This window comes from Pseudomonas sp. NPDC087803 (assembly GCF_044742995.1).
Taxonomy (GTDB): domain Bacteria; phylum Pseudomonadota; class Gammaproteobacteria; order Pseudomonadales; family Pseudomonadaceae; genus Aquipseudomonas.
This window is the reverse complement of the sequence record NZ_JBIUVO010000052.1, coordinates 882-14187: the sequence shown is the minus strand read 5'-3', so window position 1 is coordinate 14187 and position 13306 is coordinate 882. Positions and strand designations below refer to the sequence as shown.

Sequence of the window (13306 nt, the reverse complement as noted above, 5' to 3'; positions counted from 1 at the left end):
TTCTCCAGTGATTGGAATCCTTACCTGTCGTTGGTCAGCCCCAGGATCGGATTGGTGCCTGATGATCGACGAACGGTCTACTGGCCAAGCGCGGTATCGACGCCGATCTCTTCCTTGAACTGCTCCATGAAGCCCTTCAGGCGTTGATGGCGAATCTGCGCCAGACGCTGGCCGGCGGCGGTCTGGAAACCCTCGGCGAGGTGCAGCAGTTTGGTCTGGAAGTGGTCGAGGCAGAACCGCTTGTCGTCGTAGTCGCGTGCTTTCGCTTCGGGATCCTGCGGGTCATACAGCGCACTGCCCATGCGCCCGGCGACGTAGAAGGTGCGGGCGACGCCGAGCATGCCCAGCGAGTCGAGACGGTCGGCGTCCTGGACCAGTTTCGCTTCGAGGGTGAGTGGGGTGATGTTGGCGGAGAAACTGTGGGCTTCGATGGCGTGGGTGACGGCGCTGATTTTGCTTTCGGGCCAGTCCAGCCCGGCCAGTACGTTTGCAGCTTTGTCTGCGGCGAGACGCGAAGCCTGTGAGCGCAGCGGCGAGTTTTTTTCCACGGACACGCAGTCGTGCAGCAACACGGCGGCGAGCAACACCCCAAGGTCGCCACCTTCTTCGGCGTGCAGATTGCGCACGTTGTGCCAGACCCGTTGCAGGTGCGGGAGGTCGTGGGCGCCATCGTCGCCGGGTTCGAGGGCGTGGGGCAGCAGTGCTGCTGCGAGCGCCTCCACGGGCATGAAAATCTCAGTGTTCATGAGCATCCTTTCAGACTGTCGAAGTTCCCTGTGGAGCGGGCTTGCTCGCGAAGGCATCAATCCAGTCACCATCATTGTTGTCTGTCAGACCGCTTTCGCGAGCAAGCCCGCTCCCACGTTGCAATATCGGAGCAGGATATTCTCTGTTTTGCCATGTGACGAGCGCCGTCCACGGCCTTAGTATGGCGTTTTCCTTTTCCGACAAGGCCCGTCCATGACGATCGAAATCCGCCCGGCGACCCCCAGCGATGCTCCGCAAATCCTCGCCTTCATCACCGAACTGGCAGATTTCGAAAAGGCTCGCCACGAAGTGATTGCCAGCGTCACCGACATCGAGCGCAGCCTGTTCAGCGAGGGCGCTACCGCCCACGGCCTGATCTGCCTGCGCGACGGGGTGCCGATCGGTTTTGCGGTATTCTTCTTCAGCTATTCGACGTGGCTCGGCAGCAATTGCCTGTACCTCGAAGACCTCTACATCACCCCCGAGCAACGCGGCGGCGGTGCCGGCAAAACCCTGCTGCGGCATCTGGCGAAAATCGCCTGTGACAATGACTGCGGGCGCTTCGAGTGGAGCGTGCTGGACTGGAACACCCCGGCCATCGACTTCTACAAATCCCTCGGCGCGCAGCCGCAGGAAGAGTGGGTACGCTATCGCATGGATGGCAAGGTGCTGCGCGAGTTCGCCGAGGGTTGAGATAAATGATGGCAATCCAATATTGAATTGATTGCCGCCACCGCTCTAGTCCGGCATTCTACGCGCCATTTTTGCGCGCTCACGGACGACACCTGCAATGCCTTTGGCACTATTTCTCCACGCCCGTGGAGCCTTCGCTGCGTCCATGAGTGACCGGCGATGAGCGGACTGCGGGCGTCGATGCGTCTGTATGGCCTGGTGAAAAACTCAGGCTCCTCCGACAACCCCAAGCGTCAACCGGTAGACATCCTGTGCATCGTCAATCGCACCGGTGGCAAAGCCATTCGCGCGTTTGTGTCACGGCTTGATGCCGAACTCATGGCCCGCAGTGCCGGCCTGGGTGACTACCGTGTGATCGCGTTACGCCAATTTGAACCGAACGCGTTTATCGCAGCGCAGCAGGGCTGGCTGACGCTGCACATCTGTTGCGGTTTCGTCGCCCCCGCCAGCCATTCGTTGCTCAAGGACGGTGCGTTGATGCCGATGGGCTGGTACGTCTATTCCGAGATCGGCCAGTGGACAGCCGAACATCATCTGGACCTCGGCATACAAATGGCCGAGCTGCTGCAATCGACCTACGAGCGCCATCACCTGCGCAATTACAACGCCTGGCTCAACCAGCTCGACGATGCCTCACCGGCCGAACTGGCCTGGCAAACCGACGAAGCCTGGCGACACCTGCAAACCGCCAGATCACCCGACAGCCGTGAACATTGTCACGCGCTGTTCGATCCCGTCGACAACCGCTGGCGCTTCGCCGCGACCGTCATCGATATCCATCAGCCGCACCCGGAACCTCTGAAGCAAGGAGCTTTGAATTGAGTGGTAAACCCGCCGCCCGCGTCACCGACCCGACCGCCTGCCCATTGCCAGGCCATGGCACCAACCCGATCGTTTCCGGCTCGCCCGACGTCTTTTTCGACGGCCTCGCCGCCGCGCGCATGACCGATAAGTCGGCCTGTGGCAGCCCGATCACCGGCGCTGTTTCCGGCACCGTATTCATCAACGGCCTGAACGCCGCCACGCTCGACAGCACCGGTGGGCACGGCAATGTCGTGGTCGGTGGTTCGGGGACGGTGATTATTGGCCAGAGTGGTGGAGGGGCAGCGTTCAGTGGGTTGTTGCCGATGCCGGTGCATTTCAATGATCGGATGCAAGTGATTAACGAAGCCACGGGCGAACCGATTCCCGACCATCCTTATGCGATTCAGCGAGGCGATGGGCGTGTTGAGCATGGCATCACCGATGAACAGGGCTTTACCCATATGGTCAGTTCGCATTTGGCCGAAACTATTAAACTGTTTGTAGAGTGATCGAAATGGAAGTCGAAAATCCCGCGCTCAACGACTGTAAAACTGAAGTGGCCGGTCATGAGTTGACCTGCAAGACTGACCAGGCCGTCAAGCAGGCTGCGGTTAAAGTAAAAAAAATAGCCGTATTCTTTATTGGTGGTGCTGGAGATAAGGAAGAATATTATCAGAATGAACCACCGCATCATAACGTGATGAATGCATGGAAGCAGTTAGAGAAACGTCTTAATAATGAGCAGAAAATAGAGGTTAATCTGCCGTACATAAGCTATAAAGATGTTCGTGGTGAGAAAGATATTAAAAAGTACGTTGAGCGTCCTTTGAAGGGTGATAAATCGGTCTACATTGTTGTTGTAGGTCATAGTTTGGGCGGTTGGAATGGTGCACATCTGACTTCGATTCTGAAAGAGCGCGGTTACACCGTAAAGGTATTGGTAACACTCGATCCTGTTGGCGGTGGTACAGGCGTCTGGATGGTGTCAGATATATACTTCACGACTCCGAAGCCCTCGGCAGATTATTGGGTCAATGTACTGGCTTCTCCTAAGGCGCCGGATTCATCTGATAACGTGGCCAGCATGGGCGAGCGTTGGGTTATGACATCCGGCCCGGATATCAACGAAGCGGTAGACGCCAACCATCGTCAGGCGGGTGTCATGTTTGGCGCAACGCTACAGGGTGGTAAATCGGCCTGCGATATTGTGTATGAACGTTTGAGTCAATATTTGGAATCTTCGAAATGAAGTCGTTGTTTATTTTTCTGACGCTGCTGTTGTGCTGTTCTTGCACTAAGCAACCGGTTCTTCCCGTCATTGATGTTGACTTGATTTCTGTCAGTGGTGGAGATGATCACTCATCCTTAGGTGTTAAGTTTGCTTCGAAAACTGATCTGTTGAATTTTTTTCAGAATGCGACCGGGGAAAGTCAGTTGGGCGAGTCTTTGTTCTGCTCTCTGGATAAGGATGTCGAATTTAAAGATTTTGATAAGTTAGCTCAGTATTTGGTTGGGGATTTTGTTGAGCTTGATAGTTCTGGATCTAAAGCCGAGCATATTTATATGGCCAGATTGTCCTCGTTTAAAAAGGAGGATGAGGGCGTATCGAATATTTTTATGCCTGCCAGTGAATTATTACAGGTGTTAAGTCAGCGTAATGTCATCTCTTGTAAGGTGTTCACGTCTGCTTATTCATTCGGTGGCTATTATTCGAAGTCAATGCTCATTCCAGCTGCTGACATCATGCATGCGATTCAGGAGACGCGCGATTGATGGAACTGCGAGGATTCCGGCTGCTACTGATTGCTGGTTTTTTAACGTGTTCGTCCTGCCTGCACCTGAACGGACGTCGTCCGGCGTTGGACAAAAATGGACTGACACAATCCCGAAATATGGGATGTAAAATTACATATTGAGATTTCGCGCTTGAGAGGTCTATAGTCCGTCGCACTCACTGCCAAAAACAAAACAGGTGAAGCGATGCAGGCGCAATTGATCGCGCTCGACTGGGGGACGACCTCATTACGTGCTTACAAACTCGCGGCCGGTGGTGTGGTGCTGGAGCAGCGTGCGCTGTCGTCCGGGATCATGCAGTTGCCGAAGACGCCGCGAGTCATCAACGGTGGTGAATGCGCCGACGGCTTTGAACTGGCTTTCGAAGACGCGTGTGGCGACTGGCTCGATGCGCAGCCCGATCTGCCAGTGATCGCCTGCGGCATGGTCGGCAGCGCTCAGGGCTGGCGCGAAGCGGCCTACTGCGAAACGCCGGCGAACGTCGCCAATCTCGGAAATTCCCTACAAACCTTGGTCAGTCTGCGTGGCACGCGGGTGCACATCGTGCCGGGTGTGATCCAGCGTTCACACCTGCCCAATGTGATGCGCGGTGAAGAAACCCAGGTCCTCGGCGTGCTGCAGAGCCTGCCAGCCGAGGCGGGCGGCGATCTGTTGATCGGTCTGCCGGGCAGCCATTCCAAGTGGGTGGAAGTGGTCGATGGCTGCATCACTCATTTCGACACCTTCATGACCGGCGAAGTGTTCGCCGTGCTCAGTGAACACAGCATTCTGGGTCGTACCCAACAGCACGGCGCGGCTTTCGATGGCCCGGCGTTTGACCGTGGCGTGCAGGTGGCGCTGTCGGCGGATGGCGAACTGGGCGTTCTATCGACGCTGTTCAGTGCCCGCACCCTGGGCCTGACCGGCGAACTCGGCGCCAGTGCGCAACCTGATTATTTGTCTGGTCTGTTGATCGGTCATGAGCTGGCGGCACTCGCCACGGTTCAACGCCGCCGACGCAACAGCGTGCATCTGCCTTTGATCGTCCTCATCGGCAACGCACAACTCTGCGCCCGCTACAGCCGCGCCCTCGATGCCTGTGGTTTCGCCCGGGTCACGCTGGCCGAGCAGGCCTCCGAGCGTGGCCTGTGGCAACTGGCGCTGGCCGCCGGACTGCTCGATTCCTCATCCCGTTAACCCTGACTGGAGGCCTGACATGCTCAAGCAAGCACTGGCGCAAAATGGTCTGATCGCGATCCTGCGTGGCCTGCATCCGCAGGAAGCCGCTGCGGTCGGAGAAGTCCTGTATGCAGCCGGATTTCGCGTCATCGAAGTACCGCTCAATTCCCCATCGCCGTACGAAAGTATCCGCATCCTGCGTCAGACCTTGCCCGCCGATTGCCTGATTGGTGCCGGCACGGTGCTGACCCCGGAGCAGGTCGAGTTGGTGAAGGAGGCTGGCGGCCAGGTGATCGTCATGCCACACAGCGATGCCAAAGTGCTGCGCGCAGCGAAAGCGGCGGGGCTGTACCTGTCGCCGGGTGTCGCGACACCGACTGAAGCGTTCGCGGCGCTGGAGGAGGGCGCGGACATTCTCAAGCTGTTCCCGGCCGAGCAGATGAGCCCGGCGGTGGTCAAGGCATGGCTCGCGGTGTTGCCCACCGGGACGGTGCTGGCGCCGGTCGGCGGGATCACCCCGGACAACATGCAAGCGTTCATCGACGCTGGCGTGAAAGGTTTCGGCCTCGGTTCCGGACTGTTCAAACCGGGCATGAGCGTTGAGCAAGTTGCGATCAATGCCAAGGCTTACGTCGCCGCCTGGAAAGCCCTTCGTTAACATTTCCGGCGCATCTATAAGAGAGACAAGAAGATGAAAATCACCAAACTCACCACCTTCATCGTCCCGCCGCGCTGGTGCTTCCTCAAAGTCGAAACCGACGAGGGCGTGACCGGTTGGGGCGAACCTGTGGTCGAAGGCCGCGCGCACACCGTCGCCGCTGCCGTTGAAGAATTGTCCGACTACCTGATCGGCAAAGACCCACGCAACATCGAGGACATCTGGACCGTGTTGTACCGCGGCGGCTTCTATCGCGGCGGCGCGATCCACATGAGTGCGCTCGCCGGTATCGACCAGGCGCTGTGGGACATCAAGGGCAAGGCCCTCGGCGTCTCGGTCAGCGATCTGCTGGGTGGTCAGGTGCGCGACAAGATTCGCGTGTATTCGTGGATCGGTGGCGACCGTCCGGCCGACACCGCACGCGCCGCGAAAGAGGCGGTGAGCCGTGGGTTCACTGCGGTGAAAATGAACGGCACCGAGGAGCTACAGTTTCTCGATTCCTTCGAGAAAGTCGATCTGGCATTGGCCAACGTGGCTGCGGTGCGCGATGCGGTCGGGCCCAACGTCGGTATCGGCGTTGACTTCCATGGCCGGGTGCACAAACCCATGGCCAAGGTGCTGATGAAGGAACTTGATCCGTACAAACTGATGTTCATCGAAGAGCCGGTGCTCAGCGAAAACTATGAAGCGCTGAAAGAATTGGCGCCGCTGACCAGCACGCCGATTGCCCTGGGTGAGCGGCTGTTCTCGCGCTGGGATTTCAAGCGGGTGCTGAGCGAAGGTTATGTCGACATCATCCAGCCGGATGCCTCGCACGCTGGCGGCATCACCGAGACCCGCAAGATCGCCAACATGGCCGAAGCCTACGACGTGGCGCTGGCGCTGCATTGCCCGCTGGGGCCGATCGCGCTGGCGGCGTGCCTGCAACTGGATGCGGTTTGCTACAACGCGTTCATCCAGGAACAGAGCCTGGGTATCCATTACAACGAGAGCAACGACTTGCTCGACTACGTGAAGGATCCGCGGGTGTTCGACTATGACCAGGGCTTCGTGAAGATTCCGAACGGGCCGGGGTTGGGCATCGAGATCAACGAGGAATACGTGATCGAACGTGCCGCCGTCGGGCACCGCTGGCGCAACCCGATCTGGCGCCATGCCGATGGCAGTTTTGCCGAGTGGTGAGTCCCTTCTGACTCACCACAAATCCTTGTGGGAGGGGGCTTGCTCCCGAATGCGGCATGTCAGCTAAAGAGATGTCGACTGACACTCCGCATTCGGGAGCAAGCCCCCTCCCACAATTGATTTCCATGGATGGGAGATGGCGTCAATGACCTCAAATAATCATAAGAAGAGGCACCTCCATGCCAACGCAAACCCTCACCGGGCAGGCGTCTTTAGTCACGCCCAGCCGCAAGCGGTTTTTCATCATGGTGCTGCTGTTCATCACCGTGGTCATCAACTACCTCGACCGCAGTAACCTGTCGATTGCCGCGCCCGCGCTGACCAGCGAACTGGGCATCGACCCGGTGCATGTCGGGCTGATTTTTTCCGCATTCGGCTGGACCTACGCCGCGATGCAGATCCCTGGCGGCTGGCTGGTGGATCGGGTGCCGCCGCGCATCCTTTATAGCGTTGCGCTGCTGCTGTGGTCGCTGGCCACGGTGCTGCTCGGTTTTGCCGCGAGTTTCATTGCGCTGTTCGTCTTGCGCATGGCGGTCGGCGCGCTGGAAGCACCGGCCTATCCGATCAACAGCCGCGTGGTGACCACCTGGTTTCCCGAGCGTGAGCGGGCCACGGCGATTGGCTTCTACACCTCCGGGCAGTTTGTCGGTCTGGCGTTTCTGACCCCGGTGCTGGCCTGGCTGCAACATGAGTTCGGCTGGCACATGGTGTTTGTCGCGACCGGTGCGGCGGGCATCATCTGGGCGGCGATCTGGTACGCGGTGTATCGCGAACCGCGGGATTTCAAGGGCGCCAACGACGCGGAAATCGACCTGATCCGTGAGGGTGGCGGCCTGGTAGATATTCAAGCGCAAACGGCCAAGGCCTCGTTCAGTTGGACCGATCTCGGCATCGTCCTGAGCAAACGCAAGTTGTGGGGCATCTACCTCGGCCAGTTCTGCCTGAACTCGACGCTGTGGTTTTTTCTGACGTGGTTCCCGACCTATCTGGTGAAATACCGTGGCATGGACTTCATCAAGTCCGGCCTGTTGGCCTCGCTGCCGTTTCTCGCGGCCTTTGTCGGCGTGCTGTGCTCGGGATTCTTTTCCGACCTGTTGATCCGGCGTGGCTGCAGCGTCGGCTTCGCGCGCAAGTTGCCGATCATTGGCGGGCTGCTGATTTCCACCTCGATCATCGGCGCCAATTTCGTTGAGTCGACGCCGCTGGTGATTGCCTTCCTGGCGCTGGCGTTTTTCGGCAACGGGCTGGCCTCGATTACCTGGTCGCTGGTCTCGACCCTGGCTCCGGCGCGTTTGCTCGGTCTGACCGGCGGGGTGTTCAACTTCATCGGCAACCTGTCGGCGATTGCCACGCCGATCGTCATCGGGTTCCTCGCCAGTGGCGATTCGTTCGCCCCGGCGATTACCTACATCGCGGTGCTGGCGCTGATCGGTGCATTGTCCTACGTGCTGCTGGTGGGCAAGGTCGAGCGTATCGAGTTGTAGTGGTCTGCGTCGGGCGACCATAATGCCGCCCGTTCCCTCGCTCAACGGTAAAGGCTGGATATGCAGGAAGACGCCCCGGAAAAAACCAAGGACGCCGCACCCACCGGCACTCAGACGCTGCTTCGCGGACTGGGGGTGGTGCAGGCGGTGGCCAGTGGCGCCCGCGATCTGAAAGAGATCGCCCGGCTGATCGGCACCACGCGCAGCACCACCCATCGTCTGGCCAGTTGCCTGGTCGACGAGCGCTATCTGCGCGTGGTGCCGCAAATCGGCTATCTGCTGGGGCCGAAGCTGATCGAGCTGGGGTTTCAGGCCCGCGAAGAGCTGCCGCTGGTGAGTCTGGCCGGGCCGTATCTGGACGAGTTGTCGGCGCTGACCGGCGACACCGTTCACCTTGGCATTCGTGAAGGCGACGAAGTTCTGTACCTGCTGAAGAATCCGGGGCGTAACGGCCCGGAAATGCGTTCGCGGGTCGGCCACCGGATGCCGTTGGCGCGCACCGGGATCGGCAAGGCGTTGATGCTCGATGATGCGCCGCAGGATTGGCAGCGCCTGTACGACATCAGCCTGCCGGCGGGTGGGAAAAGTCAGTTCTGGCCGCAGCATCCGCAGCAGTCGTGGGAACAGCTCGAACAGCGCATGACCGAGTACGTGGCCGGCGGCTACGCCTTCGATCTGGAAGACAACGAACCGTCGATCCGCTGCGTGGCGGCGCCGATTCGCGATGCGAGCAAGCGGATTGTGGCGGCGATCAGCATCGCCAGCACCGTGCCGTACATGCCGCTGGAAAAAATGGCCGAGCTGATTCCCCTGATCAAAGGGGTCACAGCCCGGCTCTCGGCAGAACTCGGTCTGAAGGTTTAAAGCTTCAGCGTCGCCATGTCGATAACGAAGCGATACTTCACGTCACCGGCGATCATCCGCGCGTAAGCCTCGTTGATCTGGCGGATGTCGAGCATTTCAATGTCGCAGGTGATGTCGTGCTCGGCGCAGAAATCCAGCACTTCCTGGGTTTCAGCGATGCCGCCGATCAACGAACCGGCCAGTACGCGGCGGCCCAGCACCAGGTTGGCAGCATGCACCGGCGGGTCGATCGGTTCGATCAGGCCGACCAGAATGTGCACGCCATCAAAGCGCAGGGTTTGCAGGTACGGGTTGAGGTCGTGCTGCACCGGAATGGTGTCGAGGAGGAAGTCGAAGCGGCCTGCGGCGGCGGCCATCTGTTCGGCATCGGTGGAGACGATCACATGATCGGCGCCCTGACGACGACCTTCCTCGGCCTTGCTCGCCGAACGGGTGAACAGCGTGACTTCCGCGCCCATGGCCTTGGCGAACTTGATGCCCATGTGGCCGAGGCCGCCCATGCCGAGAATCCCGACCTTGTCACCGGCTTTCACGCCGTAGTGCTTGAGCGGCGAGTAAGTGGTGATACCGGCGCAGAGGATCGGCGCGGCGCTGGCCAGATCCAGCTTTTCCGGGATGCGCACGACGAAGTGCTCGCTGATCACGATGCTGTCCGAATAACCGCCCATGGTGTTGCTGCCATCGACCCGGTCCGGGGTGGCGTAAGTCATGGTCGGGCCTTCGAGGCAGTATTGCTCGAGGTTCTGCTGGCAGGCGGCGCAGGTGCGGCAGGAGTCGACCATGCAGCCGACGCCGACCAGATCGCCGACTTTATGTTGCGTGACGTTCGCACCGATGGCGGTGACTTTGCCGACGATCTCGTGGCCGGGCATCAACGGATAAACGGCGATGCCCCATTCGTTGCGGGCCTGATGGATGTCGGAGTGGCAGACGCCGCAATACAGGATCTCGATCGCCACGTCGTCAGCGCGAGGGCTGCGGCGTTCGAATTTCATCGGGGCGAGGGGAGTGGTGGCCGATTGGGCGGCATAACCGATAGCGGTGTACATGAGGAACCTCGCAGAAGCAGTGACAGGTGAGGTGGCGCATTTTGGGCGCCGTCGGCCGCTGCGGCCATGACGATTCCTCCGGGTCTCATGCCTAATCCTCCGGCATGCAGGTCTGGGCAAGCGCATTGGCAAAAGGATCTGCGATGATGCTTGCATGCCTTTTTCCGTGACTTTTTTGAAGACCCCTCCGATGCAGTTGACCCGTCACCTTGATGCCAATGCCACCCTGGTTTCGCTGATCGAGCCGCTGGCGCTCCGCGACGGTTACAGCCAGACCGGGCTGCCCGGCGTGCAGGTTTTGCGCGCCAGTTGCGACGTGGCGCGTGGCCCGCACATTTACGAGCCGAGCCTGATGATCATCGCTCAGGGCAGCAAACTGGCGTTTCTCGGCCCGCGCACCATGGAGTATGGCGCCGGGCATTACCTGATTCAGGCGCTGCCGGTGCCGTTCGAGTGCGAAACCTTTGCCTTGCCGGATGCGCCGTTGCTCGGAGTGTCGGTGGCCATCGACCGGGTGTTGCTCGGCGAGCTGGTGCTGGCCATGGGACTGGCGCCGGGGCGGCACATCCCGGCGCAGACCCCGGAGTCGATGACCTCGGTAGTGCTCGACGATGACATGCGCGGCTGTGTCGAACGCTTGCTGCGCTGCCTGCACGATCCGCTGGAATGCCAGATTCTCGGGCCGGCGCGGGTGCGTGAATTGTTGTTCACCGCGCTGCGTGGGCCGCAGGCCGATGTGTTGCGGGCGCTGGTGGAACAGCAGGGGCAGTTTGCCCGGGTGGCGGCGTCGATCAGCCATCTGCATGCGCATTACACCGAACCGCTGAATGTCGAGACATTGGCCGGGTGCGCCAACATGAGCGTGTCGTCGTTTCATGAGCATTTCAAGCGCAGCACGTTGCTGTCGCCGGTGCAGTATCTGAAGCGCTTGCGCCTGCTCAAGGCGCAGACGCTGTTGGTGGCGGAAGGGCTGGGTGTGGCGCAGGTGGCGCATCGGGTGGGGTATCAGAGCACATCGCAGTTCAGTCGCGAGTACAAGCGCTACTTTGAGCGCAGTCCGGGGGATGAGCGCGTAGCCTGATTCTGCGCAAATCCCTTGTAGGAGTGAGCCTGCTCGCGATAGCGGTGTGTCGGTCAACGATGATGCTGACTGATACACCGCTATCGCGAGCAGGCTCACTCCTACAGTGATTTTGTGGTGCAACAAGGAATAGTGGGCAACAAAAAGGCCCCCGTTTCGGGAGCCTCGTTGTTCAGCGATACGACTTACATGTTCGGGTAAGTCGGACCACCAGCGCCTTCCGGCGTAACCCAAGTGATGTTCTGCGAAGGATCCTTGATGTCACAGGTCTTGCAGTGCACGCAGTTCTGAGCGTTGATCTGGAAGCGTTTTTCGCCGTCTTCCTTGGTGATCACTTCGTAGACGCCGGCCGGGCAGTAGCGCTGCGCCGGTTCGTCGTACAGCGGCAGGTTCTTGCTGATCGGGATGCTCGGGTCGGTCAGCTTCAGGTGGCACGGCTGTTCTTCTTCGTGGTTGGTACCGGAGATGAACACCGAGCTCAGTTTGTCGAAGCTGAGTTTGCCGTCGGGTTTCGGATAGTCGATCTTCTTGCAGTCGGCCGCGAGCTTGAGGCAGGCGTAATCCGGCTTGGTGTCGTGCAGGGTGAACGGCAGTTTGCCGCCGAAGATGTTCTGGTCCAGCCAGTTGAAACCACCGCCGACAATGGCGCCGAACTTATGGATCGCCGGGCCGAAGTTACGGCTGGCGAACAGTTCGTCGTAGAGCCAGCTCTTCTTGAACGCGTCGACGTAGGAGGTCAGCTCTTCAGTACCATCCTTTTCGGCGAACAGTGCATCGGCCACCGACTCCGCGGCGAGCATGCCGGACTTCATCGCAGTGTGGCTGCCTTTGATCTTGGCGAAGTTCAGGGTGCCGAGGTCGCAACCGATCAGCGCGCCGCCCTTGAAGACCATTTTCGGCAGCGAGTTCAGGCCACCCTTGCAGATAGCGCGGGCGCCGTAGCTGACGCGCTTGCCGCCTTCCAGGTACTGAGCCAGTACCGGGTGGTGCTTGAGGCGCTGGAACTCGTCGAACGGCGACAGGTAGGTGTTGCTGTAGGACAGGTCAACGATCAGGCCGACCACCACCTGGTTGTTTTCCAGGTGATAGAGGAACGAGCCACCGGTGTTTTCGGTGCCCATGATGTCCAGCGGCCAACCGGCGGTGTGTACGACCAGGCCTGGCTGATGTTTGGCCGGGTCGATTTCCCAGATTTCTTTCAGGCCGATGCCGTAGTGCTGGGCGTCGGCATCGCTGTCGAGGTTGTAGCGCTTGATCAGTTGCTTGCCGATGTGGCCACGGCAACCTTCGGCGAACAGCGTGTACTTGCCACGCAGTTCCATGCCCGGGGTGTACAGGCCTTCTTTCGGATGGCCTTCGCGGTCGACGCCCAGATCACCGGTGATGATCCCGCGCACGATGCCGTTTTCGTCGATCAGTGCTTCCTGAGCGGCGAAGCCCGGGTAGATTTCCACGCCCAGGTTCTCGGCCTGCTGGGCCAGCCAGCGGCACAGGTTGCCGAGGGAAATAATGTAGTTGCCTTCGTTGTGCATGGTCTTGGGCACAAAGAAGTCAGGAATTTTCTGCGCGCTGTCGGCGTTTTTCAGCACGAAAATGTCATCGCGGGTGACCGGGGTGTTCAGCGGCGCGCCGAGTTCTTTCCAGTCCGGGAACAGTTCGTTCAGAGCGCGTGGTTCGAACACGGCACCGGAAAGGATGTGTGCGCCGACTTCGGAGCCTTTTTCGACCACGCAGACGCTGATTTCCTTACCGGCTTCGGCGGCCTTCAGCTTCAGACCGCAGGCGGCGGACA

At 59.7% G+C, this 13306-nt stretch carries 14 protein-coding genes; 11 read left to right on the top strand and 3 right to left on the bottom strand.

Annotated features, from left to right (window positions below; translation table 11 throughout):
* Positions 1–77: 77 nt before the first annotated feature.
* On the bottom strand, positions 78–746 hold the full coding sequence (locus ACIOUG_RS20800) for an HD domain-containing protein (protein ID WP_401068324.1): 669 nt from the start codon (positions 744–746) through the stop codon (positions 78–80).
* A 214-nt stretch (positions 747–960) separates the two neighbouring features.
* Between ACIOUG_RS20800 and ACIOUG_RS20795 the strand changes: the two genes are divergently transcribed.
* The 10 genes from ACIOUG_RS20795 to ACIOUG_RS20750 all read left to right on the top strand — a co-directional run bounded on the left by ACIOUG_RS20795 (position 961) and on the right by ACIOUG_RS20750 (position 9384).
* Positions 961–1440, top strand: coding sequence for a GNAT family N-acetyltransferase (locus ACIOUG_RS20795; RefSeq protein ID WP_401068322.1), 480 nt, complete (start codon positions 961–963; stop codon positions 1438–1440).
* 159 nt (positions 1441–1599) lie between these two features.
* Entirely contained in the window at positions 1600–2262 is a 663-nt protein-coding gene (locus tag ACIOUG_RS20790; protein ID WP_401068320.1) for a hypothetical protein, read from the top strand.
* The gene (locus tag ACIOUG_RS20785; RefSeq protein WP_401068318.1) at positions 2259–2753 is read left to right on the top strand and encodes a PAAR domain-containing protein; all 495 of its coding nucleotides are present in this window, start codon (positions 2259–2261) and stop codon (positions 2751–2753) included. Before ACIOUG_RS20790 ends, ACIOUG_RS20785 begins: the two co-directional genes overlap by 4 nt.
* A 5-nt stretch (positions 2754–2758) precedes the next feature.
* Positions 2759–3493 (top strand): alpha/beta hydrolase, encoded by a 735-nt coding sequence (locus ACIOUG_RS20780; protein ID WP_401068317.1) that lies wholly within the window; start codon positions 2759–2761, stop codon positions 3491–3493.
* The gene (locus tag ACIOUG_RS20775; RefSeq protein ID WP_401068315.1) at positions 3490–4017 is read left to right on the top strand and encodes a hypothetical protein; all 528 of its coding nucleotides are present in this window, start codon (positions 3490–3492) and stop codon (positions 4015–4017) included. The genes ACIOUG_RS20780 and ACIOUG_RS20775 overlap by 4 nt, the downstream gene beginning before the upstream one ends.
* A 207-nt stretch (positions 4018–4224) precedes the next feature.
* Positions 4225–5214 carry a 2-dehydro-3-deoxygalactonokinase gene (locus ACIOUG_RS20770; protein ID WP_401068313.1) on the top strand — a complete coding sequence of 330 codons (990 nt, stop codon included), beginning with the start codon at positions 4225–4227 and terminating at the stop codon, positions 5212–5214.
* 19 nt (positions 5215–5233) lie between these two features.
* Complete coding sequence (locus ACIOUG_RS20765; RefSeq protein WP_401068312.1) at positions 5234–5854, top strand: 2-dehydro-3-deoxy-6-phosphogalactonate aldolase; 621 nt, start codon at positions 5234–5236, stop codon at positions 5852–5854.
* A 33-nt stretch (positions 5855–5887) separates the two neighbouring features.
* Positions 5888–7036 (top strand): galactonate dehydratase, encoded by a 1149-nt coding sequence (gene dgoD / locus ACIOUG_RS20760; RefSeq protein WP_003226991.1) that lies wholly within the window; start codon positions 5888–5890, stop codon positions 7034–7036.
* Positions 7037–7215: 179 nt separating this feature from the next.
* Complete coding sequence (locus ACIOUG_RS20755) at positions 7216–8520, top strand: MFS transporter (RefSeq protein ID WP_097088423.1); 1305 nt, start codon at positions 7216–7218, stop codon at positions 8518–8520.
* A 60-nt stretch (positions 8521–8580) separates the two neighbouring features.
* Positions 8581–9384, top strand: coding sequence for an IclR family transcriptional regulator (locus tag ACIOUG_RS20750; protein ID WP_096794901.1), 804 nt, complete (start codon positions 8581–8583; stop codon positions 9382–9384).
* Here ACIOUG_RS20750 and ACIOUG_RS20745 read toward each other — a convergent pair.
* Positions 9381–10433, bottom strand: a complete 1053-nt coding sequence (locus ACIOUG_RS20745) for an NAD(P)-dependent alcohol dehydrogenase (protein WP_401068310.1) — start codon at positions 10431–10433, stop codon at positions 9381–9383. The genes ACIOUG_RS20750 and ACIOUG_RS20745 overlap by 4 nt on opposite strands.
* Positions 10434–10623: 190 nt before the next feature.
* Between ACIOUG_RS20745 and ACIOUG_RS20740 the strand changes: the two genes are divergently transcribed.
* The gene (locus ACIOUG_RS20740) at positions 10624–11514 is read left to right on the top strand and encodes an AraC family transcriptional regulator (RefSeq protein ID WP_338802672.1); all 891 of its coding nucleotides are present in this window, start codon (positions 10624–10626) and stop codon (positions 11512–11514) included.
* Positions 11515–11699: 185 nt separating this feature from the next.
* Here ACIOUG_RS20740 and ACIOUG_RS20735 read toward each other — a convergent pair.
* Positions 11700–13306 (bottom strand): electron transfer flavoprotein-ubiquinone oxidoreductase (locus ACIOUG_RS20735; RefSeq protein WP_401068309.1); only part of this gene is annotated, 1607 nt, incomplete at its 5' end.

Excerpts from the sequence above, each read along its gene's own strand:
- ACIOUG_RS20800 (WP_401068324.1), bottom strand. The coding sequence starts at position 746 with ATGAACACTGAGATTTTCATGCCCGTGGAGGCGCTCGCAGCAGCACTG.
- ACIOUG_RS20795 (WP_401068322.1), top strand. The coding sequence starts at position 961 with ATGACGATCGAAATCCGCCCGGCGACCCCCAGCGATGCTCCGCAAATC.
- ACIOUG_RS20790 (WP_401068320.1), top strand. The coding sequence starts at position 1,600 with ATGAGCGGACTGCGGGCGTCGATGCGTCTGTATGGCCTGGTGAAAAAC.
- ACIOUG_RS20780 (WP_401068317.1), top strand. The coding sequence starts at position 2,759 with ATGGAAGTCGAAAATCCCGCGCTCAACGACTGTAAAACTGAAGTGGCC.
- ACIOUG_RS20775 (WP_401068315.1), top strand. The coding sequence starts at position 3,490 with ATGAAGTCGTTGTTTATTTTTCTGACGCTGCTGTTGTGCTGTTCTTGC.
- ACIOUG_RS20770 (WP_401068313.1), top strand. The coding sequence starts at position 4,225 with ATGCAGGCGCAATTGATCGCGCTCGACTGGGGGACGACCTCATTACGT.
- ACIOUG_RS20765 (WP_401068312.1), top strand. The coding sequence starts at position 5,234 with ATGCTCAAGCAAGCACTGGCGCAAAATGGTCTGATCGCGATCCTGCGT.
- dgoD (WP_003226991.1), top strand. The coding sequence starts at position 5,888 with ATGAAAATCACCAAACTCACCACCTTCATCGTCCCGCCGCGCTGGTGC.
- ACIOUG_RS20755 (WP_097088423.1), top strand. The coding sequence starts at position 7,216 with ATGCCAACGCAAACCCTCACCGGGCAGGCGTCTTTAGTCACGCCCAGC.
- ACIOUG_RS20750 (WP_096794901.1), top strand. The coding sequence starts at position 8,581 with ATGCAGGAAGACGCCCCGGAAAAAACCAAGGACGCCGCACCCACCGGC.
- ACIOUG_RS20745 (WP_401068310.1), bottom strand. The coding sequence starts at position 10,433 with ATGTACACCGCTATCGGTTATGCCGCCCAATCGGCCACCACTCCCCTC.
- ACIOUG_RS20740 (WP_338802672.1), top strand. The coding sequence starts at position 10,624 with ATGCAGTTGACCCGTCACCTTGATGCCAATGCCACCCTGGTTTCGCTG.